This window comes from Saccharopolyspora sp. NPDC049426, from assembly GCF_040676935.1.
Lineage (GTDB): Bacteria > Actinomycetota > Actinomycetes > Mycobacteriales > Pseudonocardiaceae > Saccharopolyspora.
Map to the genome: position 1 here is coordinate 87,966 of NZ_JBFAPZ010000001.1, position 26,446 is coordinate 114,411.

The following is a 26,446-nucleotide window of genomic DNA, read 5'->3' on the forward strand; positions in this document are numbered from 1 at the left end:
CGGAGGAGGGAACTCCTTCGGAGCTCACTCATCCCTTTGGCGGCTTGACAGACGGTCAGCGAAACACACCTGTGTAACTAGTCCCCAGTGGGGATAAGTCCTGTGGATAACTCGTCGATAGCGGGTGGATGACGGTGAACACGGCGGAGCAGTCGATGGGCTGGGCACCTCCGGCCGCACTGGTGGGATGCGGCTGGCTGCTCACCGCGGGCGCCGCGACCTGGGCCTTCCTCGCCTCCACACCGGCCGACCGGGTCTTCGTGGGAGCGCTCGCGCTCGCCCTGCTGACCGCGTCCGCCTTCGGCACGATCTGCCGTCCCAGGCTGCACGCCGACGCCACCGGCATCACGGTGCGCGCGCTGACCGGCCGCAGGCACTACTCCTGGGACCAGGTCACGATCCGCGTCCGGGAAACCCGCCGACTCGGCCTGACCGGCACCAGCCTGGAGCTCGACGCGGACCCGGACCTGACCGTCCTCACCCGCCTCGACCTCGGCGAAGACCCCTACGCGGCGGCCGACGCGCTGCACGCGCTGCGCAGGTGAGTCAGCCGCAGGCCAGGGCGTAGCCGGAACCGAAGCAGGCCAGGTCGCCGTAGGAGGCGTCCCGGACGAACAGCACGACCACCAGCACCACCAGCAGTCCGACCAGCGCACCGGCCTGGACGAGGGTGCGGCGCTCGCGCGGCGCGTAGACCAGGGCCGCCGTCGACGCGGCGCCCAGGATCAGCCCGCCGATGTGCCCGAGCAGCGAGATGCCGGGGATGAGCACGCTGGCGACGATGTTCAGCGCGATCACGGTGATCACCGGGCGCAAGCTCACGTTCAGCCGAAGCGCCGCCACGGCGATGCCGCCCATCAGGCCGTACACCGCACCCGAAGCACCCGCGACCGGGGCTTCGGCACCACCCAGCAGGAACACCGCGGTGCTGCCGCCGATCAGCGACAACCCGTAGACGGCGGCGAAGCGCGCGCGGCCGAGCAGCAGCTCCAGGTCCCGCCCGATCACCCACAGGGCGAGCATGTTCATCACCAGGTGCACGACACCGATGTGCAGGAACCCGGAGGTGACCAGGCGCCACCACTGCCCGCCGGCCACGGTGAGCGGGATCAACGAGTAGTCGACGAACAGGGCCGACCGGTAGTTCGCGCCGAAGTTGCCCGCCTGAACGGCGGTGAGCACGTACGCGGCGACGTTGGCCGCTATCAGCAGCGGCACCAGGATCGGCTTGTCACGCAGCCGCGCACCGGCGACCGTCACGGGTCGGCGCACGGTCGCGCCGCCCTCCCGGACGCAGTCCACGCACTGCTGGCCGACGGAGGCGTCGCGCAGGCATTCCGGGCAGGCCGGGCGTTCGCACCTGGTGCAACGCAGCCCGGTCGGCCGGTCGGGGTGCCGCGCGCACGTCGGTAACTGCGGCGGCGCCCCGTCCGGCCCGGGCGTCGTTCCGGGTGGCACAGTCACGGGTGAGACCTGCTTTCCCGGGCGGTGTCAGCCGCGCTCGATCGAAACCTTCTCGATGACGATGTCGTTCACCGGGCGGTCGTTGCGACCGGTCGCCGTGCCGGCGATCGTGTCGACCACCTCGCGCGACTCCTTGTCGGCGACCTCACCGAAGATGGTGTGCTTGTAGTTCAGCCAGGACGTGGCCGCCACGGTGACGAAGAACTGCGAGCCGTTGGTGTTCGGCCCCGCGTTCGCCATCGCGAGCAGGTACGGCTTGGTGAACTGGAGCTCCGGGTGGAACTCGTCGCCGAACTGGTAGCCGGGGCCACCGCGTCCGGTACCGGTCGGGTCACCGGTCTGGATCATGAAGCCTTCGATGACCCGGTGGAAGATCACGCCGTCGTAGAACGGGCCGGAGCGTTCGCCCTTGGCGTTCGGCTCCGTGTATTCCTGGGTCCCTTCGGCGAGGCCCACGAAGTTTTTCACGGTCTTGGGCGCCTGGTCGGGGAACAGGTTGATCCGGATGTCTCCCTGCGAGGTGTGCAGGGTCGCGGTCAATGTCGTCCCAACGAGCGATCCGTTGTCTTCAGCCACCCGACCATCCTGCCATCGAGCGGGCCGATTGCGGTGTCTGGGTGCAATATGGGCGGGTCCGCGTCCCTTACCCGGCTCCGTGGTGGAGGCGTGGTTGGCAGGTGCTCATCCGGGATAACCGGACTGGTGAAGGCAAGCCAGGCCAAGGAGGTCAACAGGCGATGGATGAAGTGAACGCGATGGCCAAGGCCGGCGAGACCGTGGGGAAGGCGGTTGGCACCGGTATAAAGCAGGCCCGTCACGGCGCGAAACGCGCAGGTGAGCAAGGTGCGGTGCTGTCCAGGCAGGCGGCAGCGAGGGCCGAGCGGGAACTGGCCAGCCGCGGCTATTCGACCGAGGAGTTGCAGGAGCTCATCGCCCAGCGCGCCACGGGCAAGTCCCGCAAGGAGCTCGCCAAGCAGGCGAAGCAGGCCCGCAAGGACTGGGAGAAGCGGACGACCGAGTCCCGCAAGCGGCTGGCCGCCAAGATCGACCCCACTCCGGTGAAGAAGAAGCGCCGCTGGCCGTGGCTGCTGCTGGTGTTGGTGGTCCTGGGCGTCGCCGGAGCGGCGATCGCGCTGACCCGCCGCCCCGAGGAGCTCCCGCTCGCAGCGGCGGACGACGAGCCGTGGGACTCGCACACCCCGGGCACCTCCCAACCCCGCCACCGGGCCTCGGCCGAGACCGACGGCCACCAGGAACCTCGCGCGGTGGAAACCCCCAGGGCGAACCCGCCAACCCCCTGATCAGACGAGAAGAGGCCGGGCCCGCTGGGCCCGGCCTCTTCATGTTCACTATTAATAATGACTTCGATCATTCAATGATCTCCACTTGATGAAACCACCGCAACTGCGACACCAGCGGGAGCACGGGCCTGTGAGCAGGCCGGGAACGCTGTCCCGCGCACGGAGCCGACACCAAGCGGCCACCGCACCGTAGGGGGCCTGGGGTCGCTCCCCAAAAATCATGACGAAGCGACAAAAGCGAAAACGCCCCGCGTTGGGCGGGGCGTTCTGAATCGCGCAGTGGAGACGAGGGGAATCGAACCCCTAACCCCCGCCTTGCAAAGGCGGTGCTCTGCCAATTGAGCTACGTCCCCCAACGGCGGCGGAGGTCAGGGCCCCCGGCCGGAGGATCAGACCTCCGCGGTGGCCTCGCGCCAGAGGTCGGCCTCGGCCTTGGCGGCCTTGTTGCGACGGACCACGAACAGCACGACTCCGGCAACTGCGGCGAGTGCGAGCAGCTTCTTCATTCCGGTCGCCTCCTAGAACACGGCACCTGTGCCGTTGATGTTCGAGTCTGTGAAAGAGGGGGGAATAAATTCCCGAGTGGGCCTAGAAGGACTTGAACCTTCGACCTCTTCGTTATCAGCGAAGCGCTCTAACCGCCTGAGCTATAGGCCCTCGTTCGTTGTGCTGCAAACATTACAGGACGGGCTCCCGCTCTCGTCACGGGGGGTCACTCCGTCCCGACCTTGCTGCGGCGGCGCTCTCCCACCTCGGAAAACGCCGCCGCAGCCCGGTCAGCTGCTCACTCGCGCTCGGACAGCGTGATCTCGATGCCGCCGGCGAAGTCCGCAGCCACGTTGTAGATGAACGCGGCCACGGTCGCCAGAGCCGTGATCAGAACGATGTTGATCGCACCGATGATCGAGGCGACGCCGAAGACCCTGCCCGCGCTGATCAGCGGCTCGTTCACCGCGTCGTCGGGCTGGGTCAGCTCGGTGAAGGTGCCGTTGAGCTGCTCCCAGACGCCCATGCCGTCGAGCACGCCGTACAGGACGGCCACGGCGATCATCCACACGAAGAACAGCGCGACGCTGAGCACCAGGGCCAGCTTCAGCACCGACCACGGATCGAACCGCTTGACCTGCAGACTCGCCCGGCGCGGTCCCCGGCTGGGGCGCCGCGCGGACGGGCCGCTGGAGCTGCGCTGCTGCGTCCCCGAAGCGCTGCCCGCACCGGTGTAGGACACCTGGGTGCGCGCCGACTGCGGGATCTGCGTGCGGACCGTCTCCTGGTCGGACACGGTCTTCGGGATCGTCTGGGTGTCGTCGGCGCCGCGGCCCCCAGCGGCGGAACCGCCTGCCGCGGCACCGGCGGCGCCGCCGAGGGCACCCGCCGCCAGCGACCCCGAAAGACTGCCCGGCTCCTCCTCCGCGGATTCCTCCTCCGAGGAGGCGGCCGAGCCGCGCTGCCACGGCGGCGGCGCGTCGGTGCCGTCGAGGGCCTCCCCGCCGCCGTCGGTGGCGGTCGGCTCGGCCGTCGAGCCGGACTCCGCGGTCCCGCTCGCAGAGGCAGCAGCCTCAGAACCGGTCGTCTCGACCTTGTCGTCGACTGTCTGGGTGCTGGCCGAGCCCCGGCCCGCATCCTTCTGCGGGTCCGAGGACTCCGGCTTCTCGGAACTTGTCACGAGCGATCCTTCGGTGATCGTCGGCGTTGGTGTGCCCCGTGGCGTGCCACGGCATGTTCAGTTGATCGGCGCTGCGGTCACGCCTGCTTGGGCTCCGGTGCGGCGTCCGGATCCGCTGCCTCGTCGGCGTTGCGCGCCACGGCCAGCAGGGTCGAGCCCTCGTCGAGGTTCATCAGGCGAACCCCCTTCGTCTGCCGACCGGCCTTGCGCACCTCCTTGGCAGTGGTGCGGATGACCCCGCCGGCGGAGGTGATGGCGTAGAGCTCGTCCTCCAGCTCGACGATCTGCGCCCCCACAAGCCTGCCACGTTTGCGGTCGTACTGAAGAGTCAGCACTCCCTTTCCGCCGCGGCCCTGGACCGGGTAGTCCTCGATGGGCGTCCGCTTCGCGTAACCGCCGGCAGTGGCGACCAGGACGTACCGGTCTTCGCGGCACACGCCCATCGCGAGCAGCTCGTCACCGTCGTTGAAGCGCATGCCCAGCACACCTGAGGTGGCCCGGCCCATCGGCCGGAGCGCGTCGTCGGAGGCGTGGAACCTGATCGACTGGCCTTCCGCCGACACCAGCAGCAGGTCGTCGTCGGCCGAGCAGAGCACCGCGCCGACGAGTTCGTCCTCGTCCTTCAGGTTCACGCCGATAAGACCACCCGATCGGTTGGAATCGAAGTCCGTCAAACGGGACTTCTTGACCAGACCGTTCTTGGTCGCCAGCACCAGGTACGGCGCCGCGGTGTAGTCCTTGATCTGCATGACCTGGGCGATCTGCTCGTCCGGCTGGAACGCCAGCAGGTTGGCCACGTGCTGACCGCGAGCGGTCCGGTTGGCCTCGGGCAGCTCGTAGGCCTTGGCCCGGTAGACCCGGCCCTTGTTGGTGAAGAACAGGATCCAGTCGTGCGTGGAGCAGACGAAGAAGTGCGACACGATGTCGTCCTGCTTCAGCGCCGCTCCCTGCACTCCCTTGCCACCGCGCTTCTGCGCCCGGTACAAGTCGGTGCGGGTGCGCTTGGCGTAGCCGGTGCGGGTGATCGTGACGACCACGTCCTCGTCGGCGATGAGGTCCTCCATGGAGACCTCGCCCTCGAACGGGACGATCTTGGTGCGGCGGTCGTCGCCGTACTTGTCGACGATCTCCATCAGCTCGTCGCGGATGATCTGCCGCTGCCGCTCGGGCTTGTCGAGGATGTCCTTGAGGTCCTCGATCTCCCGCTCGATCTCGGCCAGCTGGTCGACGATCTTCTGGCGCTCCAGGGCGGCCAGGCGGCGCAGCTGCATCTCCAGGATCGCGTTCGCCTGGACCTCGTCGACGTCGAGCAGCTCGATCAGGCCGGTGCGCGCGTCGTCGACCGTCGGCGAGCGGCGGATCAGCGCGATGACCTCGTCGAGCATGTCCAGCGCCTTGACCAGACCGCGCAGGATGTGGGCGCGCTCCTCGGCCTTGCGCAGCCGGTACTTCGTCCGGCGGACGATGACCTCGATCTGGTGCTTGACGTAGTAGCGGATCGTCTGGTCGAGCCGCAGCGTGCGCGGCACGCCGTCGACCAGGGCCAGCATGTTGACGCCGAAGGTCGTCTGCAGCTGGGTGTGCTTGTAGAGGTTGTTGAGCACCACCTTCGGGATCGCGTCCCTCTTGAGGGTGACCACGATCCGCATGCCGCGCCGGCTGTTGGACTCGTCGGCGATGTCGGAGATACCGGAGATCTTGCCTTCCCGGTGCATCGAGGCGATGTTCTCGATGAGGTTGTCCGGGTTGACCTGGTACGGCAGCTCGGTGACGACCAGCGTGGTGCGTCCCTTGCTGTCCTCCTCGACGGCCACGACGGCGCGCATCTTGATGGAGCCGCGGCCGGTGCGGTAGGCGTCCGCGATCGCGTTGGTGCCGAGGACGAGGGCGCGGGTCGGGAAGTCCGGGCCCTTGATCCGCTCCATGAGGGCTTCGAGGAGCTCCTCGTCCTCGGCCTCGGGGTGCTCCAGCGCCCACACGACGCCGTCGGCCACCTCGCGCAGGTTGTGCGGCGGGATGTTGGTCGCCATGCCCACGGCGATACCGCCACCGCCGTTGACCAGCAGGTTCGGGAACCGCGACGGCAACACGTCGGGCTCCTGGGTGCGCCCGTCGTAGTTGTCGGAGAAGTCGACGGTGTCCTCTTCGATGTCGGCGAGCATGTGCATCGCCAACGGGGCCAGCCGCGACTCGGTGTACCGCATGGCCGCGGCCGGGTCGTTGCCCGGCGAGCCGAAGTTGCCCTGACCGTCGATCAGCGGGTGGCGCATCGACCACGGCTGGGCCAGGCGGACCAGGGTGTCGTAGATCGCCGAGTCACCGTGCGGGTGGTAGTTGCCCATCACGTCGCCGACGACGCGGGAGCACTTCACGTAACCGCGGTCCGGCCGGAAGCCCGAGTCGTACATCGCGTAGAGCACGCGCCGGTGCACCGGCTTGAGGCCGTCGCGCACGTCCGGCAGGGCGCGCGCGACGATCACGCTCATCGCGTAGTTGATGTAGGAGTTCTGCATCTCCTGCTGGAGTTCGACCGGTTCGATCCGACCGTGTTCCGGCGGCAGGATTTCCGTCATGCTCTTCCCTTGCTAGTTCGGAGAGTTCGCTGGTTGACCTGCGCGTCGATCACACGTCGAGGAAGCCGGCGTCCTTGGCGTTGCGGGTGATGAACGAGCGCCGGGCTTCGACGTCCTCGCCCATCAGCACGCTGAACAGCTCGTCCGCGGTCGCCGCGTCGTCCAGCGACACCTGCAGCAGCAGCCGGGACTCGGGGTTCATCGTGGTTTCCCAGAGCTCGTCGGCGTTCATCTCGCCGAGACCCTTGTAGCGCTGGATGCCGTCGTCCTTGGGCAGCTTCCGCCCGGCGGCCGCGCCCTGGGCGAGCAGCGCGTCGCGCTCCTTGTCGCTGTAGGCGTACTCCGGCTCGGCGCGCGGCCACTTGATCTTGTACAGCGGCGGCTGCGCGAGGAACACGTGACCGTTCTCGATCAGCGGGCGCATGAACCGGAACAGCAGGGTCAGCAGCAGGGTACGGATGTGCTGGCCGTCGACGTCGGCGTCGGCCATCAGCACGATCTTGTGGTACCGCAGCTTCGACAGGTCGAACTCGTCGTGGATGCCGGTGCCCAGCGCGGTGATGATCGCCTGGACCTCGTTGTTCTTGAGGACCTTGTCGATCCGCGACTTCTCCACGTTGATGATCTTGCCTCGCAGCGGCAGGATCGCCTGGAAGCGCGACTCGCGACCTTCCTTGGCCGAGCCACCCGCGGAGTCGCCCTCCACGACGTAGAGCTCGCACTCGTCGGGCTGGTTGGACTGGCAGTCCTTGAGCTTGCCCGGCAGGCCGCCGATGTCCATCGCGCTCTTGCGGCGGACCAGCTCCTTCGCCTTGCGCGCTGCCATCCGCGCCTGCGCCGAGGAGACCGCCTTGTTCACGATCGTCTTCGCGTCGGCGGGGTTGCGCTCGAACCAGTCGGTCAGCCACTCGAAGGCGGTGGTCTGCACGAACGACTTGACCTCGGTGTTGCCCAGCTTGGTCTTGGTCTGGCCCTCGAACTGCGGCTCGCGGACCTTCACCGACACGATCGCGGCGAGACCTTCGCGGACGTCGTCACCGGTGAGGCTGCCGTCCTTGTCCTTGAGGAGCTTCTTGTCCTTGGCGTAGGCGTTGACCACGCGGGTCAGCGCGGACCGGAAGCCCTCCTCGTGGGTGCCGCCCTCGTGCGTGTTGATCGTGTTGGCGAAGGTGTACACCGACTGGTTGAAGCCGGAGTTCCACTGCAGCGCGACCTCGAGCTCGTGCCCGTTGCCGGAGGCGTTGAAGGCGACGACCTTCTTGTGGATCGGTTCCTTCGTCGCGTTGATGTGCTTGACGAAGTCCTCGAGCCCGCCCGGGTAGTGGTACGTGCGCTCGGTGATCTTGGCGGTGGCGCCCTGGGCGTCCTCACCGCCCTCCTCCGCCTCGGCCGTGCGCTCGTCGCGCAGGACGATGGTCAGGCCCTTGTTCAGGAAGGCCATCTCCTGCAACCGGCGGGAGACCGTCTCCGCGTTGTAGTGGGTGGTCTCGAAGATCGTCGGGTCGGCCCAGAACGTGATGGTGGTGCCGGTCTTGCTGGTCTTCTCCCCGCGCTCGATGTCGGCGGCGGGCTTGGAGTCCTCGTAGCGCTGCCGCCACACGTGGCCGTCGACGTGGATCTCCGCCTCGAGCACGGTCGACAGCGCGTTGACCACCGACACGCCCACGCCGTGCAGACCACCGGAAACGGCGTAGGAGTCGCCGCCGAACTTGCCGCCCGCGTGCAGCACGGTCAGCACGACCTCGAGGGTCGGCTTCTTCTCGACCGGGTGCATGTCGACCGGGATGCCTCGGCCGTCGTCGCTGACCCGCACGCCGCCGTCGGCGAGCAGGGTGACCTCGACCTTGGAGGCGTACCCAGCCATCGCCTCGTCGACCGAGTTGTCCACGACCTCCCACACCAGGTGGTGCAGGCCGCGCTCACCGGTCGAACCGATGTACATGCCGGGACGCTTGCGGACGGCCTCAAGGCCCTCAAGAACGGTGATGGATGAAGCGTTGTATTCGCTCTTCTTCGGTGCCACGGGCCTCGATTTCTCCTCAAGCCGACTGTGCTGTCACGGTGATCGGTCGATGCCGGCCTGGTTACCGGCTCCGGCGCACCTCTACGACCACTTCGGGGCGACTCGGCTGCCGGCGCCGCACCCCGGCGCGGCCCGGTCCGGACCCCTCGCCACTAACGACCGGGGAGCGCGTCGGGTCACACCCGCCTTGATTCTACTGGTCCCCCGCCGCAGAAGTGGGGCAAGGACGCCCCTAGCTTGCTCACAGAGTCGAGAACTCGGATCAATCCACCATCGGAGAGCCGTGAGCGCCCGCTCGGAATTCTCTGCGGCGATCGGCCGCCCGGCGACCCTCACCTGCGAGTGGACCCGCACCTCGACCGTCCGCAGCTCGCAGATTACTAGCCGTAGGTGTCTCGCGGTCCGCGCCCGGAGATGTGTCGCGGACCGTGTCGCCAGCTCGGAGCCGCAGGTCCCTGCACCTTGATCCGCTTGACCACGCCGGGCCCCACCCCGTCGCTGATCCGCTTGAGGATCTGCCGCTGGAGCAGCCGCAGCTGCGTGGCCCACGCCGTGGACTGCGCCTGCACCGTGAGCTCGCAGTCCTTGAGCTGCAGCGGCTTGGTGTGCTCGGCGATCTCCCCGCCGACCAGCGAATCCCACTTGGCGAAGACCTGACCACCGGAGAGGTGCTCGGTCCAGCCGTGCTCCGCGGCGATCCGCGCGGCGAGCCTGCCCAGCGGCTGCGGGTCCCGGTCGTCGGGTCCGGCACCGGTCCAGCCACGACGCCTGCGGGTGCGGAGCTTGCCCGGCTTGCCGGGTTTGCCCATCGCCTTGCGCTTGGCCGCGGACTGCTCGCGCGCCGACTGCAGCGCCGCACGAGCGAGGTCCGGCCCGGCCAGCTCGCTGCCGTCGATCCCCTGACCTGGCACTTTGTCCTCGGGCAGGGCGGCGCCGTCGGAGCCGCGAACGGGCGCGGAGTTATCCACACCATCCACAGAGTTATCCCCAGATGTGGGTAGTTCCACGGATTGATCCGTGGTCGCGGTCACTCTGCGTGAAGTTTTTCGTCCGTTTCCGTCAGGCGGCACGGTGCACCTCACCTTCCCGGACGTCGAATCGGGCGCCGGTGAGCTCCTCCGGGACGTCCTCGCCGACCGCGGCCGTCACCAGGACCTGCTCGGCCCCCGAGACGAGCGCGGCGAGCCGTGACCGCCTTCGGCGGTCGAGTTCGGCGAACACGTCGTCCAGGATCAACACCGGTTCGGCGCCATCCTCTGTGAGCAGGTGGTAAGAAGCCAGCCGCAACGCCAGGACGAACGACCACGATTCACCGTGACTGGCATAACCCTTCGCCGGCAGCTCGCCGAGCAGCAGGTCCAGGTCATCGCGGTGCGGGCCGACCATCGACACGCCGCGCTCGATCTCCTGCGGCCGGACGCGCTCCAGCTCCGCGAGCAGAGCGGCCTCCAGCTCCGGCACAGCCTCGTCCCACGGGATCTCCGGGCCCCCGGGCACCCCGTAGCGCTCCGGCATCGATTCGCCCAAGCTGCTGCGATATCGCAGGTCAGCGACCCGTCCGGACGGAGTGCTCGCCTCGTCGGTCGCCGCGACGTTCGCGTATGCGCTGGTCACGTGAGGGGCAAGCGCCGACACCAGGGAGAGCCTCCCGGCCAGCAGCTCGGCGCCGTAGCGCGCGAGGTGACCGTCCCAGACCGCCAAGGTGCTCAGATCCGCCTTGCCCCCACCCCGCCGGGCGGCGCCCGCCGACTTCAACAGCGCGCTGCGCTGCTTGAGCACCCGCTCGTAGTCGGAGCGGATCCCCGCGTAGCGCGGCGCCCGCGCGACCAGCAGGTCGTCCATGAACCGGCGGCGTTCGCCCGGGTCACCTCGCACGATCGCCAGGTCCTCCGGTGCGAACAGCACGGTCCGCAGGATCCCCAGCACGTCGCGGGGTTTGCCGGCCGCGCCCCGGTTGATCCTGGCGCGGTTGGCCTTGCCCGGGGTGATCTCCAGCTCGACCAGCAGCTCCCGGCCGTTGTTGACCACCGCGGCCCGCACCACCGCCCGGCCCGCTCCGTAGCGGACCAGCGGTGCGTCGTTGGAGACCCGGTGCGATCCGAGGGTGGCGACGTAGCCGATCGCCTCGACCAGGTTCGTCTTGCCCTGACCGTTCGACCCGACCAGGACGGTGACTCCGGGTTCGAGTTCGAGGTCGGCGAGCGGCCACGACCGGAAGTCGTTGACCTGCAAGTGGCGCACGTACACGACGATCCAACTCAGTTGTTCTTGCCGGGCAGGTTCCGCGGACTCCGCGGCTGCGACGTCCGCACCGTCCGAATTGGTGTGTCCGGACCGTGCCGGACGGCCTGTCCGCGTGCCGCGACCAGCGCGGACACCCGCGGAACGACGGGGAGATTTGTCGACAAGTCTCCCCGTCGACGTTCCCGCGGTGTGGGGACGCTTCAGCCGAAACGCCCCCACACGAGGAGCCGGGAGTTCAGCCCTCGGACTTCTGGACCGCGTGGCCGCCGAACTGGTTGCGCAGCGCCGAGACCGCCTTCATCGCGGGCGAGTCCTCCTGGCGCGAGGCGAACCGGGCGTACAGCGCGGCGGTCATGACCGGGGCCGGGACCGCGTTGTTGATCGCTTCCTCGATGGTCCACCGGCCCTCGCCCGAGTCCTGCACGTAGCCGCGCAGCTCGGACAGCTCCGGGTCCTCGTCGAGCGCGCGAACCAGCAGGTCGAGCAGCCAGGAGCGCACCACGGTGCCCTTGCTCCACGCCTTGATGGTGGCGGGCACGTCGGTGACGACGTCGGAGGCGGCGAGCAGCTCGAAGCCCTCGGCGTAGGCCTGCATCAGGCCGTACTCGATGCCGTTGTGCACCATCTTCGCGTAGTGACCGGCCCCGACCGGACCGGAGTGCGCGAAGCCCTCGTCGCGCGGACCCTCCGGCCGCAGCGCGTCGAAGATCGGCAGCGCGCGTTCGACGTCCTCGGCGTCACCGCCGGCCATCAGGCCGTACCCGTTCTTGGCGCCCCAGACACCGCCGGACACGCCGACGTCGACGTACTTGATGCCGTTCTCCGCCAGCAGCGCGGCATTCGCCTGGTCATCGGTGAACTTGGAGTTCCCGCCCTCGATCACCAGGTCACCGGCGGACAGCAGTCCGGACAGCTCCTCGACGGTCTGCCGGGTCGGGTCGCCGTGCGGAACCATGATCCACACGATCCGCGGACCGGCCAGCTTCTCGACCATCTCCGCCAAGGACGCCGCATCGCTGACGTCCGGGTTGCGGTCGTACCCCACGACCTCGTGGCCGGCGGCCCGCAGCCGCTCGCGCATGTTGAAACCCATTCGGCCGAGGCCGACAAGCCCGAGTTGCACTGGAACTCCCTATCCGAACTGTGTGTCGACTTGTGGAGGTCGGCGCGTGGCCGGCCGCGCTGCGGGATCATGGCACCCGCTGAATCGATCTGGCGCGAGCCTACGACCACGAACCGGGACGACGAGGCGGGTGGTGCGCCGGATGTGAGCCGCGCACCACCTCGGCCGCGTCGGAGGTCAGCCGGGCAGGCGGACCGGCATCAACAGGTAGAGGTAACCCTCCTGGACCTGGCCCTCGTCGTCGATCGGCTTGATCAGCGCCGGGCGGTTGGCGGTGGTGAACTGCATCTGGGCGCGCTCGGACTTCAGCGCGCTGAGTCCGTCGAGCAGGTACGCGGGGTTGAACGCGATGGTCAGCTCCTCGCCGTCGAGCTCGATCGGGAGCTCTTCCTCGGCGCTGCCTTCGTCGTCGCCCCCGGCGGACAGCCGCAGCAGGCGGTCGGAGAACTCCAGCCGGACCTGCGTGCCGCGCTCGGCCACCAGCGACACGCGCTTGATCGCCTCGGCCAGCGGCCCGACGTCGATGTTCGCGGTCACCGCGGTCTCGGCGGGCAGCAGCTGCCGGTACTTGGGGAACTCCGCGTCCAGCAGCCGGCTGGTGTTCCGGCGGGTCGTGCCGGACAGGCCGAGCAGTCCGTCGCCGGAGGCCAGCGAGATCTCGACCTTGCTCGCACCGGCGCCCAGCGTCTTGGCGGAGTCCGCCAGCGTCTTGGCCGGGACCAGCACCTGGGTGTCCGTGATGCTCGTGCCGGGCTCCCAGGTGATCTCGCGCATCGCCAGCCGGAACCGGTCGGTGGCGACCATGGTCAGCTTGTCCGCGTTGATCTCCATCCGGATGCCGGTGAGCATCGGGAGCGTGTCGTCCTTGCCCGCGGCCACGGCGACCTGGCCGACCGCTTCGCTGAACAGGTCGGTCGGCACGGATCCGGCGTGCTCGGGCATCTCCGGCAGCGCCGGGTAGTCCTCGACCGGCATGGTCGGCAGGCTGAACCGCGAGCTGCCGCAGGTGATGGTCACCCGGGAGCCGTCAACGGTCAGCTCGACCGGGCGTGCCGGCAGTGCCTTGGTGATGTCCGCCAGCAGACGCCCGGAGACCAGGGTCTTCCCGCTGGCGTCGATCGAGGCGTCGATGGTGACCTGGGCGGAAACCTCGTAGTCGAAGCCGGAGATGGTCAGCGCTTCCCCGGAACTCGCATCGAGCAGCACCCCGCCCAGCACCGGAACCGGTGGCCGCGACGGCAGGCTGCGCGCGACCCAGGCGACGGCGTCGGCAAGACCGTCACGCTCCACGCGGATCTTCATGGGTGTCCTTTCGGTTTCAGCCGTGGCTCGGCTGCCGAGAACTGTGTCGAGCCGTGCGCGGCTGGAAGGTTCGGTGTGCTCCGCATCGGGGGCGAAGCGATCCCGCGGCGAGAACAGCTTGAACTTCGCTAGGAGTTCGAGCCGGGCTTCTCGTTGCGGGGAGTTCCACCGTAGAGCGTGCTCACCGATCTCCGCATCCGGGTCGTGGCTGTTGGCCCGAGCCGGTTCGAGCGCCGAGGCGGGAGTTGTCCACTTATCCACCGCCCCTAGTTCTCTTTTCTTTTTTTCTAAGAAGAGAAGAAATGTCCGCAGTAGTAGTAAGGCCTGTGAGTTGTGGGGACAACCGTCGTTTGGGCTGGTCGGGTGGCGTGATCGCGTGTGGATGGCCACTGGAAGTAACCGGGGACTACGACAGCCGGGTGGTGGACAACTTCTGACCGTCTTGAGTTCTTCCACAACCATCCCCAGTTGTCCACACTCCCATCCACAGTCGGACCCCAGGTTGTACCCATCCCCGGGTGGATTGGGCGTTCTCCACCGGTCGGGTTGTGGGCAGAGTTGTGGGAACTCTGTTGGCAACCGGCCTCAACCATGTGGGCAGACTGTGCACAGCTTGTGGATGAACTGGGGATATTTGCAGGTCAAGCCTGGGGATTGAATCTCTGTGGACAGCTGGTGTCTTCGGCGGTTTTTTGTTCTGGCGGTGAGGTGAAGCCCACGGGGCCGGGCAGAAAAGTTCTTGGCGACAATCTTCGGAGACGCACGCACCGCGCCCGGACGAACACTGAAAGTGGTGATTTCCGGGCGCAGGCCTTGCGCGGAGGCGTTCGGCGGGCCCGACGGACGACCGGATCTGGCTCGAATCTTTCTGCTCAGCACCCGGGTTCAGGCCGGAGCGGTCCAGCAGAAACCCTCGCGAGCACCTCGACGGCCACGGGTGCGGGCGCGGGGGCAGGGGTGAACCCGGGCCGGAACGCCTGAACATTTCTGCTGCGGTGGGTGGACGCGGGCACGCCCCGGTATCAGAAAGATGGGCCGTGCGCGGCCTAGGGAATCACACCAGGGGACCCGCAAAATCCCGTCAGCGGCGAAATGAGCGGCTGGCGCCGAAAAGGTGCAGGTCAGAGCCTCGCGTTGACCGGCTTGGTCAGGCAGGCGGGGTGCGGAAAGGACCGAGAACTACTCGGACGGCGGTTGTCCTCGGCGTGGTGCGGTCGATCAGCGGGACTGCTGCTTGATGCGGGCGGTCAGCTCCTGGACGTGTTCGTACACGCGCCGGCGCTCGGCCATCTCCTTGCGGATCTTCTTGTCGGCGTACATGACGGTGGTGTGGTCACGGCTGCCGAAGTACTGGCCGATCTTCGGCAGCGACGAGTCCGTCAGCTCGCGGCACAGGTACATCGCGATCTGCCGGGCCTGGGCCAGCGCCTTCGTCTTGCCGGGCCCGCAGAGGTCGTCCATGGTCACGCCGAAGTAGTCCGCGGTGACCGCCATGATCGTCGGCGCGGTGATCTCCGGGGTCTGCGAGTCCGGGATCAGATCGCGCAGCACGATCTCGGCCAGCTGCAGGTCGACGGGCTGGCGGTTCAGCGACGCGAACGCCGTGACCCGGATCAGCGCGCCCTCCAGCTCGCGGATGTTGCGCTCGATGCGGGAGGCGATGAACTCCAGCACGTCGGCCGGCGCGTTCATCCGGTCCTGGGCCGCCTTCTTGCGGAGGATCGCGATCCGGGTCTCCAGCTCAGGCGGCTGGATGTCGGTGATCAGACCCCACTCGAACCGGGTGCGCAGCCGGTCCTCCAGCGTGCGCAGCCCCTTCGGCGGCCGGTCGGAGGACACCACGATCTGCTTGTTCGAGTTGTGCAGCGTGTTGAAGGTGTGGAAGAACTCCTCCTGGGTGCCTTCCTTGCCCTCCAAGAACTGGATGTCGTCGACCAGCAGCACGTCGACGTCCCGGTAGCGGCGCTGGAACGCCACCTGCCGGTCGTCGCGCAGCGAGTTGATGAAGTCGTTGGTGAATTCCTCGGTCGAGACGTACCGGACGCGCATCCCCGGGAACAGCCGTTGCGTGTAGTGCCCGACCGCGTGCAGCAGGTGCGTCTTGCCGAGACCCGACTCGCCCCAGATGAACAGGGGGTTGTACGCCCGAGCGGGTGCCTCGGCCGCGGCGACCGCGGCAGCGTGCGCGAACCGGTTCGACGAACCGATCACGAAGGTGTCGAAGGTGTACTTGGCGTTGAGCCTGGTCTGCGAGGTCGGCGGCGCGTGCTTGGGCGCCGTGAACGGCTGGCCCTGCTGCGGCTCGGCCGACGGGATCGTCTGACCGCCCTGGCCGCGACCGAAGGTCGGCCACACGCCCTCGTCAGCGGCCTGCTCACCGGGTTCGGGCTCACCCGAGCTCGAGTCGGTGGAGGTGTCCGAGCTCTCGGACGCGGATTCGGCGAGTTCGGGCTCCGGTTCCGCCTCGGGTTCCGGCTTGGCCGAGGCGGGCTTCGGGACCTCGCCGTTGGGCCACTTGAACTCGGCCGTCGGGAAGTCGATGTCCGCGGCCTTCGGCTTCGGCTCGGGCGCGGCGTGCCTGCCCTGAGACTCCGAGCTGGGAGAACCGGCGCTGTGCGGACCGGTGCTGGGCACGATCGGGATGGATCCGGTGTGCGCGATCGAACCGGTGTGGGCGGTGTGCCCGAAGGAGCTGTCGCCGCCGTAACCGGGAACGGAGATGTAGCTGGAGGACGACTGGTCGTCGCCACCGCGCGGGCTCCAGGTCTCCGGGGCGGGCGCCGGTGCGGGCGCGGGCGCGGGCGCGGCGACCGGGCGGGTCGGCGCGGGCACCGCGGTGTCGACCTTCACGGCCAGCGAGACGTCGCGGCCGAGACGGCGGGAGAGGGCATCGGTGATCGGATCGCGCAGCGCGCGTTCGATGGCTTCCTTCGCGAAATCGCTCGGAGCGGCCAGCAGCGCGGTCCCGTCGAGCAGCCCGATGGGGCGGGTGACCCGCATCCACGCGCGTTGCTGCGGCGAGAGAGTGCCGGAGGACAGCTCCTGCACCACCTCTTCCCAAACTCGACCGAGATCGGCTTGGTGGTCGGACACCGCCTGCTCCCCTCCCCTCGCTTGATGCTCCCCGGTTGCGGCCCCGGTCCCCAACCCCCAAGGTTGCACGGGTAGCGGGTACCACGGAACGAGTGGGCGACTCGATGGGCACACGTGTCCACAGAGTTGTCCACAGCGTGTGTATGAAGGTACGGCAGCCCGCTCCGGTGTCTCCCCCTGGGGCCGTAGTACCCCTGCGATCCAGGTCAGTTCCCCCTGACTGCCGACCGATGCTCCCAACCACCGGCCCGCGACATCGCAGGGAGGCACGCTAACAAGCGGAGGCCTCAGCCACAAGCAGGTCCCCGGGGCCTCGCGGAGATCGTGATGTGGCAGGCTCGTCGGTGTCGACGAGCGGTGACCCGATCACCAGCGCGGACATCTCCGCGAGCCTCGCGACCCGCTTCGCCGGGCCTGGCCGCCTTCGTTATGGGGCCGATATCGCCGGATGCCGACCCCGGCTGTGAACCTGCTGTTGGCTCTGGCGTACCCTCGTACAGTCCCCCGCTTGTGCAGCGGGCATGTCGGCGCGCCGACATCACGCCCGGCCTTGCGGCTCTTGGTCCGTAACCTGCGGACCTGCGGGTTGAAGAACCGGGGACACCAAGACCGAACCGTGGTCCGAACTGACCATCGGTGCCTGTAGTAACCGGGAGATCCGACCGTGAGCAAGGGCAAGCGCACTTTCCAGCCGAACAACCGCCGCCGTGCCAGGAAGCACGGGTTCCGGCTGCGCATGCGCACTCGCGCCGGCCGGGCCATCGTGGCCACGCGCCGTCGCCGGGGCCGCGCGCAGCTGTCTGCCTGATCGCGTCCGGCCGTGCTTCCCACGGCAGCCCGGCTGACCAGGAACCAGGACTTTCGCCTGGTGGTCCGTCGTGGTCGTCGGGCCGGACGTCCCCGACTGGTGGTCCACGTCCTGCGCCCGGATCAGACCCGGGCTCGGGTCGGTGGTGAGGCCAAGTCGGAGGCTCAAGCTAATACGGCACCCACCCGGGACTCGTCTGCTTCGACCCGGGTGGGTTTTGTCGTCAGCAAGGCCGTGGGTGTCGCGGTGGTGCGCCACCGGGTCGCCCGCCGTCTGCGGCACTTGATGCGAGACCGCCTCCCGGACCTGCCCGCTGGCACACTGGTGGTGGTTCGGGCGCTGCCTCCGGCAGCGGACGCGTCCAGCCGGGAGCTCGGCACCGACATCGACGCGGCGTTGAAAAAGCTTCGCGTCCGTTACCCCGATGGCCCGGACAGCAGTTGATGGCGGGGTTGCAGGAGATGGCACCGGATCGGCGGCATGACGAATCGCATGACGAAAGTCGTGCGGGGAGCAAACCGCACCTGTCCGCCTGGCTCCTGCTCGGCCCGGTGCACGTCTACCGCAAGGTCATCTCCCCGCTGCTGCCGCCGATGTGCCGGTTCTACCCCAGCTGCAGCGCCTACGCTGTTGAGGCACTGACCGTGCACGGGTTGTTCCGCGGCGGATGGCTCACCGTCCGCAGGCTCCTGCGTTGTGGCCCCTGGCACCCCGGAGGACTGGACCCGGTCCCACCACCCCGTGAGCGGCGAGCCGGTATTCGCCTTTCCGACAAACCCGCCGAGGAGTAGCCCGCGTGCTGGACTTCATCTACTACCCCGTGTCGGCCATCCTCTGGTTCTGGCACAAGGTCTTCGGCTCCGTGCTCGAACCGTCGAGCGGGTTCGCTTGGGCGCTGTCGGTCATCTTCCTGGTCTTCACCCTGCGCGCGCTGCTGTTCAAGCCGTTCGTGCACCAGGTCCGGTCGATGAAGAAGATGCAGGACTTCGCTCCCCTGGTGCGGGAGTTGCAGGAGAAGCACGGCGACGACAAGCAGAAGCTCGCCGCGGAGATGCAGAAGCTCCAGACCGAGCAGGGCTTCAACCCGCTCTCCGGCTGCCTGCCCATGCTCGTGCAGGTCCCGGTGTTCATCGGTCTCTTCCACGTGCTCAACGGCTTCAAGCCCGGTGCCCCCGGCAACTTCGTGTTCAACGCCGCCGACGTCGCCTCCTTCGTCGAGGCCGACCTGTTCGGCGCGAAGCTGTCCAACACGCTCAGCCAGCCGACCGAGCTGCTCGCCACGTTCGGCACCGACCGGCTGTCCATGATGACCGTCGCCGTGCCGCTGATGATCGCCGCCGCGATCGCCACGCACTTCACCGCCCGGCACTCGCTGCAGCGGCAGAGCCCCGAGGCCGCCGCCAGCCCGCAGGCGGCGATGACCAACAAACTGATGCTGTGGATCTTCCCGATGTTCGCTATCGTCGGTGGTCCGTTCCTCCCGCTGGCCATTCTGATCTACTGGCTGGCCAACAACTTCTGGACGCTGGGACAGCAACGAGTGGTGTACCGCCGGATCGATCGCGAGGAGGCTGCGTCCGCTGACGCGCCCGCGGTCGCGAACCCGGCAGGCACGACGTCGGCCACTGCTGGTTCGGCCACCGCTGAGAAGGCGTCCGATGACCAACCCGGTGAGATCCCCGGGGTGATCGAAGACCGCGCTCGTGACACGGACAAGCCGGGCGAGACCCGCTGACCCTGTCGCGAACCCCTGGAGAGGAGACACCCAGTGTCTGAAACTGTGCAGGAGAGCCCGGCCGTCGCCGAGGCCACCGACTCCCCCGCCAACGACGAGTCCTCCCCCGAGGTGTCCAACACCGAGGCCCTGCTGGTGCAGGAAGGTGACGTCGCGGGCGACTACCTGGAGCGGCTGCTCGACCTGCTCGACTACGACGGCGACATCGACCTCGACGTGGAGGCCGGCCGTGCGGTGGTGAGCATCGACGGAGGCTCCGACCTCGAGAAGCTCGTCGGTGGCCGCGGCCAGGTGCTCGAAGCCCTGCAGGAGCTGACCCGGCTCGCCGTCCAGCAAGACACCGGCGTGCGCAGCCGGCTCATGCTCGACGTCGCCGGCTGGCGGGCCGGACGCCGTGAGGAGCTCTCCGAGATCGGCCGGTCCACCGCCGAAGAGGTCCTCAAGAGCGGCCAGGAGGCTCGGCTGCGGCCGATGACCCCGTTCGAGCGGAAGATCATCCACGACGCCGTTGCGGCGATCGATGGGGTGTACAGCGAGAGCGAAGGCGAAGAGCCCAACCGCAAGGTCGTCGTCTTCAAGAGCTGACCCGCTCCCCTGCTGAACGCCCCCGTCGGACTTCGGTCCGGCGGGGGCGTTTTGTCGACTTGAACACTTACCGGTTTGCCACTGGGCGGACTGGGCTGTAGTCGTGGTGCAACCGTTCTGAAACTCTGGTCTGGCTGAATGGTCCTTGGCCTCGCCGGTACTCGTTCGGCGTGGTTTCACGTGAAACAGCGGGTTGGTGCGCGGCTTGGGATCGCGATCCGGCAGGCTAGACGCGAAGTCTTTCGTTTCACGTGAAACAGCGGGGTGAATGTCTTGACCGGAGGTGCGCCCGAGGCGGCGCGGGTCGTTTTCGGCGAGCGAGTGGAGTTGGCGGAGAGGTTCGCCGAGTTACTCCACGAGCACGGAATCCGTCGCGGATTGATCGGTCCACGCGAATTGGACCGGCTCTGGGAAAGACATCTGCTGAACTCTGCTGTGATTGCGGAGTTGCTACCCCCTCAAAGCCGGGTTGTGGACGTAGGCTCTGGGGCGGGGTTGCCGGGCATCCCGTTGGCGATCGCTCGCCCGGATCTCACCCTCACCTTGCTGGAGCCGATGGCTCGGCGGGTGACGTGGTTGCAGGAAGTCATCACCGAGCTGGCACTCACCGTCGAGGTGGTGCGTGGTCGTGCCGAGGAGGGTCCGGTGCGCGAACGACTTGCCGATCAGGACGTCGTGACCGCGCGCGCCGTGGCGCCGATGGAACGGCTCGCGAAGTGGTCTCTCCCGCTGCTGCGGCAGGACGGCCTACTGCTCGCCATGAAGGGCGATAGCGCGGCTGAAGAACTCGAACGGGATGCGGCGGCGATCGCCGCGGCCGGTGGCGGTCGTGGCGAAGTCAAATCATGCGGTGTCGGCGTACTCGATGTGCCGACGACCGTTGTCGTGGTGGAGCGGGTCGCGGCGGCCCGAACCTCGTCCGGTCGGCGTCGTGAGACACGTCGAGCGAGAAAGGAACGTGGACGGTGAATCCGGAGGAAAACGGAGCGGGTCGGGTTTCACGTGAAACAAGGGGGCGCGCGATGGGCGCCATGCGATTCCCCTCCGGCCCGGAGACCAACGCCATGAGTTTCGGCCGGGACGACATCGGCTGGACTCCGATCATGGAGGAGGCGCAGCGCGCGACGCGCGTGCTGCACCCCGACGAGCTGGACCTCCCCCGCCCCAAGAACCGGCGCATCATCACCGTGGCCAACCAGAAGGGCGGCGTCGGCAAGACGACGAGCACGGTGAACCTCGCGGCCGGGTTGGCGCTGCACGGGCTCAAGGTTCTGGTGATCGACCTCGACCCGCAGGGGAACGCGAGCACGGCGCTGGGCGTCGAGCACCGCGGTGGCGTCCCCTCGGTCTACGAGGTGCTCCTCGGTGAGATCAGCGTCGCGGACGCGGCGGCCAAGAGCACCCAGTCGGACAACCTCTTCTGCGTCCCGGCCACGATCGACCTCGCCGGCTCGGAGATCGAGCTCGTCACGATGGTGGCTCGCGAGGGCCGCCTGAAGGAGGCCCTGAACGCCGAAGCGGTCGAGGCGTTGGACTTCGACTACGTCTTCGTGGACTGCCCGCCGTCGCTCGGCCTGCTCACGGTGAACGCGTTGGTCGCCGCGCACGAGGTGCTGATCCCGATCCAGTGCGAGTACTACGCGCTGGAGGGGCTGGGACAGCTCCTCCGCAACATCGAGCTGGTGCAGTCCCACCTCAACCCGGCGCTGTGGGTCTCGACGATCCTGCTGACGATGTACGACGGGCGGACGAAGCTCGCCGATCAGGTCACCGCCGAGGTGCGCGGTCATTTCGGTGACCTGACCCTGCGGACGGTGATTCCGCGTAGCGTGAAGATTTCTGAAGCTCCGGGCTTCGGTCAGACTGTGCTGACCTACGATCCGGGATCACGAGGCTCGATGAGCTACCTGGACGCGGCGCGAGAGATCGCGGAGCGGGGTGCCGAAAGGAAGACAGCATGACCGAGCGACGAGGTGGTCTGGGCCGCGGTATCGCCGCGCTGATCCCGAGCGCTCCCCCAGCCGGTGCCGATGGCGCCACGCTGAGCGGGACGACCTCCGGGATGCGCGGTGGGCCCGCCTACGGCGGCTCCCAGCCCGAGCCCTCCGTTTCACGTGAAACGGAGAGCGAGGCGCAGGGGTCCGTTGCGGGTGCCGTCTACAAAGAGATCGCCATCGCATCGATCAACCCCAACCCGAAGCAGCCTCGTCAGGTCTTCGACGAGGAAGCGCTCAACGAGTTGGAGCACTCGATCCGCGAGTTCGGGCTCATGCAGCCCATCGTGGTGCGCGAGATCGAGGACGATCAGTACGAGCTGATCATGGGCGAGCGCCGGTGGCGCGCTTCCCAGCTGGCCGGTCTGGAGTACATCCCCGCGATCGTCCGAGAGACCAAGGACGACGCACTGCTCCGGGACGCGCTGCTGGAGAACATCCACCGCGTGCAGCTCAACCCGCTGGAAGAGGCGGCGGCCTACCAGCAGCTGCTCGATGAGTTCGGCGTGACTCACGATGAACTCGCGGACCGGATCGGTCGCAGTCGTCCGGTCATCACCAACACCATCCGGCTGCTGCGCCTCCCCCTCGAAGTCCAGCGTCGGGTCGCCGTCGGCGTGCTGTCCGCCGGCCACGCCCGCGCGTTGCTGAGCCTCGACGACGTCGGGCACCAGGAGGACCTCGCGAAGCGGATCGTCGCGGAGGGTCTTTCGGTCCGCGCGACCGAGGAGCAGGTGACGCTCAAGAAGTCCGAGGCTCCTGCGAAGGAGAAGTCCTCGGCGAAGAAGCAGATCCAGGCGCCTGGCTTCGATCGGCTGGCGGATCGGCTCGCGAACCACTTCGACACCAAGGTGAAGGTGTCCCGTGGAAGCCGGAAGGGCAAGATCGTCATCGAGTACGGGTCGATCGACGATCTTGAACGCATCGCAGAATTGATCTTGGGCCAAGAAGGCCGTGGAATCAGCGAGGAATGACACCGGGGCCTTACGTCACGGTGATGATTACTGATCGTGATCGAATCGGCCGATCTTGGTGACGTTCGGCGATCGACGAAAAAGCGGCGGACTCCACGGAGTCCGCCGCTTTTGTTTCACGTGAAACGCGCGAGTCAGCCGCCGCGCTTGATCGCCCGCTCGACGAGTCCGGCGTAGGTCTCCCCCAGCGATCGCCCGGCGGCCTCGACCGCCATCGGCAGGAGCGAGGTCTCGGTCAGTCCGGGCGACACCTTCGCGTCGAGGAAGTGCGGGATGCCGTCGGTGTCGATGATCGCGTCCGTCCGGGAGATGTCGCGCAGCCCGAGCAGCTTGTGCGCGGCGATCGCCAGCTCGCCCGCCGCCGCGGCGGTGTCGGCGGAGATGTCCGCCGGGGATCGGTAGTTCGTCAGCCCGGCGGTGTAGCGAGCGGTGTAGTCGTAGACGCCGTCGGCCGCTTCGATCTCGACGGCCGGCAGCGCCTCCGGACCGTCCGGTCCCTCGACGACGGTGATCGCGACCTCGGTCCCCTCGATGAAGCGCTCGACGAGAACCGCGTCGCCGTAGGAAAGCGCGCCCACCATCGCCGACGGCAGATCCGCGGCGTCGCGCACCACCTGGGCACCCAGCCCCGAGCCGCCCTGGTCCGGCTTGAGCATCAGCGGCAACCCGAGCTTGCTCACGAGCGCGTCCAGCACGGCTTGCGCTCCCAGCTCGCGGAAGGTCGCGTGCGGCAGTGCCACCCAGTCCGGCGTCGTCAGCCCTGCACGGGCCACCTCAGCCTTCGCAGTCGGCTTGTCCCAGGTGCGACGGGAAGCGTGCGGACCGGTTCCGACGTAGGGGATGCCGAGCATGTCCAGCACGGCCTGCACCGAGCCGTTCTCCCCTTCACCGCCGTGCAGGGCGATGACCACCGCGTCCGGCCGCTCCTCGGTGAAGCGGGACAGCAGCCGGGCATCGGCGTCCCACTCCGCGACGGTCATGCCGACCGAGCGCAGCGCGGCGGACAACCGGCGGCCGGAACGCAGCGACACATCGCGCTCGTGCGAAAGCCCACCGGCGAGGACGGCAACCCAGCGATCAGACACTCTTCAGCACCTCGGAAAAGTAGCGGTCCACTGCACCTGATCAGGCGCAGTGGACCGGTCGTGTGGATGGGGAAAACTCACGCGGTGTCGGGCGACGGCGCCTGCGGTCCCGGCACGCTCCTGGGCGGCACGGTACCGAAGGTGCGAACCAGCTCCATCTCCTCGGACAGCGTGTTGGCGAGCCGGCGCACGCCCTCGCGGATCCGCTCCGGCGTCGGGTAGCAGTAGGACAACCGCATTTGGCGGCTGCCGAACCCGTCCCGGTAGAAGCCGGTGCCCGAGACGTAGGCGACCCGCTGGGTCACCGCGCGCGGCAGCATCGCCTTCGTGTCCACGCCCTCCGGCACGGTCAGCCAGACGAAGAAGCCGCCCTCAGGCTTGGTCCACGTGCAGCCCGCCGGCATGTGCTGCTCCAGCGCGGACATCATCGCGTCGCGGCGCTCCCGGTACTGCTCTTGGAAGATCTTGATCTGGCCCTGCCAGTCGTGCGTCGACAGGTAGCGGGAGACGATCATCTGGTTCAACGTGGGCGGGCACAGCGTCGCCGACTCGGCCGTGAGGACCAGCTTCTCCCTGATCGCCAGCGGGGCCAGCACCCAGCCCACGCGCAGGCCCGACGCGAAGGTCTTCGAGAACGAACCCAGGTACACCACGTTGTCCGGGTCCATGCTGCGCAGCGCCGGGTACGGCTTTCCGTCGAAGCCCAGCAGGCCGTACGGGTTGTCCTCCACGACGAGGATGTCCGCCTGGCGGCAGATCTCCAGGACCTCCGCCCGCCGGTTCACCGCGAGCGTGATGCCGCCCGGGTTGTGGAAGTTGGGGATCGTGTACAGGAACTTGATCCGCTTGCCCTGCTTGCCCAGGTCCGCGATCGCCTGGCGCAGCGCCTCCGGCTGCAGGCCGTCCTCGTCCATCGCGACGTGAACGACCTCGGCCTGGTAGGCGCCGAACGAACCCAGCGCGCCCACGTAGGACGGCCCCTCGGCCAGGATCACGTCGCCCGGGTCGCAGAAGATGCGGGTCACCATGTCCAGGCCCATCTGGGAGCCGGCGGTCACCACCACGTCGTCCGGGTGGGCGCTGATCCCCTCCAGGGCCATGACCTCGCAGATCTGCTCGCGCAGTTCCGGCACACCGTGAGCGGAGCCGTACTGCAGCGCGACCTGCCCGTCCTCGGACACCAGCCTGGCCACCTCGGTGGCCAGGGAGTCCAGCGGAAGGGCGGCGAGGTTCGGCATGCCGCCCGCCAGCGAGACCACCTCGGGGCGGCTGGCGACGGCGAAGAGAGCTCGGATCTCGGAAGCGGTCATCCCGGCGGTCCGCTCGGCGTAACGCGCCCGGTAGGCGTCCAGGTTGCGGGCCGCCTTGTCCACGGAGTGGTCAGGCTGGTCCGGTTGGCTTCCTTGATCCGACATATCGCGCTCCCGTTTCGGTTAGGCGCACCAGCGCGTTTGCAGCTCGTACAAACGATCGGGCGATTCTATAGGCCCTATCGTTCCGCGGTATCGCCTGTGTAACAGGTCTCTCGTCGGTGGCCCTGCTCGTGCCTGGTGACGGCGGGCGCCTCGTTGTCGTTCTCGGGTGTTTCAGGCCGTTGTTTCACGTGGAACAACAGGTTGGCGCTGGTCGTCGAAGTCCGCCCGTTGGATCTTGGTTCGGTCGCTATTAGGGATGTCACCCCATTGAGGCGGTGCGGGTGAGTAGCGGAGCTAGCCGTCCGGCAGGACAGCGGCCTATTCTGGCGTCAACCCGCCGTGGTCGCGTGCGGGCAATTGCGGCTTGCCAGGAGGTCAGGTGTCGCGACGCGTGGTCGGCATCACGCTGGACAACCTCGACCACCTGCCCCCGCGGTGTCGCCGGTGCGTCTATTGGGAGCTCGCGCCGCACATCAGGGAGCAGGCGGAGGAGTTCGGCGAGACCGAGCTGGAGAAGGAGGCCTGGGTCTCCAGCGTTCTGCTGGAGTGGGGCTCCTGCGGTCGCATCATCTACGTCGACGGTGTCCCGGCCGGGTACGCGATCTACGCGCCGCCGGCCGCCGTCCCGCGTGCCGCTTCCTTCCCCACCGCGCCGGTGAGCGCGGACGCCGTGCTGCTCACGGCGTTGAAGGTGACCACGGAGTTCGAGGAGGGCGGACTGGGACGCATCCTGGTGCAGAACGTCGCCAAGGACCTCACCCGGCGCGGAGTGAAGGCCGTCGAGGCGTTCGGCGACCTGACCGGCGAAGCCGACGGTTGCGTGATCCCGGCCGGGTTCCTCCAGCAGGTCGGCTTCAAGACCGTCCGCCAGCACCCCAAGTGGCCGCGCATGCGACTGGAGCTGCGCACCGCCATCAGTTGGAAGGAGGACGTCGAGGCGGCCCTGGAGCGCCTGCTGACGTCCGTGACCATCAAGACGGCGGAACCGGCCGTCGGCGGCGCCTGACGGATTCCAAGCTCACCCCGCTCGGTAGCGGAATCCCGGCTGTCCTCGTCTGAGA

Annotated in this window: 23 protein-coding genes, 2 tRNA genes and 1 pseudogene; 11 read left to right on the top strand and 15 right to left on the bottom strand. The window is 68.1% G+C overall.

Features of this window, described 5'->3' with window-relative positions; all coding sequences use genetic code 11:
• Window positions 1-128: 128 nt before the first annotated feature.
• Window positions 129-545: a PH domain-containing protein gene (locus tag AB0J78_RS00405; protein WP_363785336.1), complete on the top strand. Its 417-nt coding sequence runs from the start codon at window positions 129-131 to the stop codon at window positions 543-545.
• A gap of 1 nt (window position 546) precedes the next feature.
• On the opposite strand, the gene AB0J78_RS00410 is transcribed toward AB0J78_RS00405, so the two are convergent.
• Complete coding sequence (locus tag AB0J78_RS00410) at window positions 547-1,464, bottom strand: rhomboid family intramembrane serine protease (protein WP_363785339.1); 918 nt, start codon at window positions 1,462-1,464, stop codon at window positions 547-549.
• A gap of 27 nt (window positions 1,465-1,491) precedes the next feature.
• Complete coding sequence (locus tag AB0J78_RS00415; RefSeq protein WP_207920343.1) at window positions 1,492-2,040, bottom strand: peptidylprolyl isomerase; 549 nt, start codon at window positions 2,038-2,040, stop codon at window positions 1,492-1,494.
• Window positions 2,041-2,201: 161 nt separating this feature from the next.
• Between AB0J78_RS00415 and AB0J78_RS00420 the strand changes: the two genes are divergently transcribed.
• Window positions 2,202-2,765: a hypothetical protein gene (locus AB0J78_RS00420; RefSeq protein ID WP_363785342.1), complete on the top strand. Its 564-nt coding sequence runs from the start codon at window positions 2,202-2,204 to the stop codon at window positions 2,763-2,765.
• 280 nt (window positions 2,766-3,045) lie between these two features.
• On the opposite strand, the gene AB0J78_RS00425 is transcribed toward AB0J78_RS00420, so the two are convergent.
• The 11 genes and pseudogenes from AB0J78_RS00425 to dnaA all read right to left on the bottom strand — a co-directional run bounded on the left by AB0J78_RS00425 (window position 3,046) and on the right by dnaA (window position 16,789).
• A tRNA-Ala gene (locus tag AB0J78_RS00425) sits at window positions 3,046-3,118 on the bottom strand.
• Window positions 3,119-3,163: 45 nt separating this feature from the next.
• Window positions 3,164-3,271, bottom strand: a pseudogene (locus AB0J78_RS00430) (DLW-39 family protein); the annotation flags it as partial.
• A gap of 77 nt (window positions 3,272-3,348) precedes the next feature.
• A tRNA-Ile gene (locus AB0J78_RS00435) sits at window positions 3,349-3,422 on the bottom strand.
• Window positions 3,423-3,549: 127 nt separating this feature from the next.
• Window positions 3,550-4,431 carry a DUF3566 domain-containing protein gene (locus AB0J78_RS00440; protein WP_363785344.1) on the bottom strand — a complete coding sequence of 294 codons (882 nt, stop codon included), beginning with the start codon at window positions 4,429-4,431 and terminating at the stop codon, window positions 3,550-3,552.
• A gap of 77 nt (window positions 4,432-4,508) precedes the next feature.
• Window positions 4,509-7,004, bottom strand: coding sequence for a DNA gyrase subunit A (gene gyrA, locus AB0J78_RS00445; protein WP_363785347.1), 2,496 nt, complete (start codon window positions 7,002-7,004; stop codon window positions 4,509-4,511).
• A 49-nt stretch (window positions 7,005-7,053) separates the two neighbouring features.
• Window positions 7,054-9,027 carry a DNA topoisomerase (ATP-hydrolyzing) subunit B gene (gyrB, locus tag AB0J78_RS00450; RefSeq protein WP_363785350.1) on the bottom strand — a complete coding sequence of 658 codons (1,974 nt, stop codon included), beginning with the start codon at window positions 9,025-9,027 and terminating at the stop codon, window positions 7,054-7,056.
• A 380-nt stretch (window positions 9,028-9,407) separates the two neighbouring features.
• The gene (locus tag AB0J78_RS00455) at window positions 9,408-9,953 is read right to left on the bottom strand and encodes a DciA family protein (protein WP_363786334.1); all 546 of its coding nucleotides are present in this window, start codon (window positions 9,951-9,953) and stop codon (window positions 9,408-9,410) included.
• Window positions 9,954-10,086: 133 nt separating this feature from the next.
• Entirely contained in the window at window positions 10,087-11,274 is a 1,188-nt protein-coding gene (recF, locus tag AB0J78_RS00460; protein ID WP_363785352.1) for a DNA replication/repair protein RecF, read from the bottom strand.
• Between the two features lie 232 nt (window positions 11,275-11,506).
• Complete coding sequence (gene gnd, locus AB0J78_RS00465; RefSeq protein ID WP_363785355.1) at window positions 11,507-12,394, bottom strand: phosphogluconate dehydrogenase (NAD(+)-dependent, decarboxylating); 888 nt, start codon at window positions 12,392-12,394, stop codon at window positions 11,507-11,509.
• Between the two features lie 177 nt (window positions 12,395-12,571).
• Window positions 12,572-13,696 (bottom strand): DNA polymerase III subunit beta, encoded by a 1,125-nt coding sequence (dnaN, locus tag AB0J78_RS00470; RefSeq protein WP_363786336.1) that lies wholly within the window; start codon window positions 13,694-13,696, stop codon window positions 12,572-12,574.
• A gap of 1,218 nt (window positions 13,697-14,914) precedes the next feature.
• A complete protein-coding gene (dnaA, locus tag AB0J78_RS00475; protein WP_363785358.1) occupies window positions 14,915-16,789 on the bottom strand; it encodes a chromosomal replication initiator protein DnaA in 1,875 nt (624 codons plus the stop codon).
• Window positions 16,790-17,453: 664 nt separating this feature from the next.
• Here dnaA and rpmH point away from each other — a divergent pair.
• From rpmH to AB0J78_RS00515, 8 genes are all read left to right on the top strand, one after another.
• Complete coding sequence (gene rpmH / locus AB0J78_RS00480; protein ID WP_132626978.1) at window positions 17,454-17,597, top strand: 50S ribosomal protein L34; 144 nt, start codon at window positions 17,454-17,456, stop codon at window positions 17,595-17,597.
• 12 nt (window positions 17,598-17,609) lie between these two features.
• A complete protein-coding gene (gene rnpA, locus AB0J78_RS00485; protein WP_363785361.1) occupies window positions 17,610-18,041 on the top strand; it encodes a ribonuclease P protein component in 432 nt (143 codons plus the stop codon).
• A gap of 17 nt (window positions 18,042-18,058) precedes the next feature.
• Window positions 18,059-18,388: a membrane protein insertion efficiency factor YidD gene (gene yidD, locus AB0J78_RS00490; protein ID WP_363785363.1), complete on the top strand. Its 330-nt coding sequence runs from the start codon at window positions 18,059-18,061 to the stop codon at window positions 18,386-18,388.
• Between the two features lie 5 nt (window positions 18,389-18,393).
• Window positions 18,394-19,332 carry a membrane protein insertase YidC gene (gene yidC / locus AB0J78_RS00495; RefSeq protein WP_363785366.1) on the top strand — a complete coding sequence of 313 codons (939 nt, stop codon included), beginning with the start codon at window positions 18,394-18,396 and terminating at the stop codon, window positions 19,330-19,332.
• Window positions 19,333-19,443: 111 nt separating this feature from the next.
• Window positions 19,444-19,917, top strand: a complete 474-nt coding sequence (locus AB0J78_RS00500; protein WP_235876940.1) for a R3H domain-containing nucleic acid-binding protein — start codon at window positions 19,444-19,446, stop codon at window positions 19,915-19,917.
• A gap of 273 nt (window positions 19,918-20,190) precedes the next feature.
• A complete protein-coding gene (gene rsmG / locus AB0J78_RS00505) occupies window positions 20,191-20,886 on the top strand; it encodes a 16S rRNA (guanine(527)-N(7))-methyltransferase RsmG (RefSeq protein ID WP_132677511.1) in 696 nt (231 codons plus the stop codon).
• 62 nt (window positions 20,887-20,948) lie between these two features.
• Window positions 20,949-21,878, top strand: coding sequence for a ParA family protein (locus AB0J78_RS00510; protein ID WP_363786339.1), 930 nt, complete (start codon window positions 20,949-20,951; stop codon window positions 21,876-21,878).
• On the top strand, window positions 21,875-22,885 hold the full coding sequence (locus AB0J78_RS00515; RefSeq protein ID WP_363785368.1) for a ParB/RepB/Spo0J family partition protein: 1,011 nt from the start codon (window positions 21,875-21,877) through the stop codon (window positions 22,883-22,885). Before AB0J78_RS00510 ends, AB0J78_RS00515 begins: the two co-directional genes overlap by 4 nt.
• A gap of 134 nt (window positions 22,886-23,019) precedes the next feature.
• On the opposite strand, the gene AB0J78_RS00520 is transcribed toward AB0J78_RS00515, so the two are convergent.
• On the bottom strand, window positions 23,020-23,970 hold the full coding sequence (locus AB0J78_RS00520) for a D-alanine--D-alanine ligase (protein ID WP_363785371.1): 951 nt from the start codon (window positions 23,968-23,970) through the stop codon (window positions 23,020-23,022).
• 77 nt (window positions 23,971-24,047) lie between these two features.
• Window positions 24,048-25,385, bottom strand: a complete 1,338-nt coding sequence (locus AB0J78_RS00525) for a PLP-dependent aminotransferase family protein (RefSeq protein WP_132685523.1) — start codon at window positions 25,383-25,385, stop codon at window positions 24,048-24,050.
• Window positions 25,386-25,764: 379 nt separating this feature from the next.
• Here AB0J78_RS00525 and AB0J78_RS00530 point away from each other — a divergent pair, with 379 nt between their 5' ends.
• Entirely contained in the window at window positions 25,765-26,391 is a 627-nt protein-coding gene (locus AB0J78_RS00530) for a GNAT family N-acetyltransferase (protein WP_363785374.1), read from the top strand.
• The last annotated feature ends 55 nt before the right edge of the window (window positions 26,392-26,446 follow it).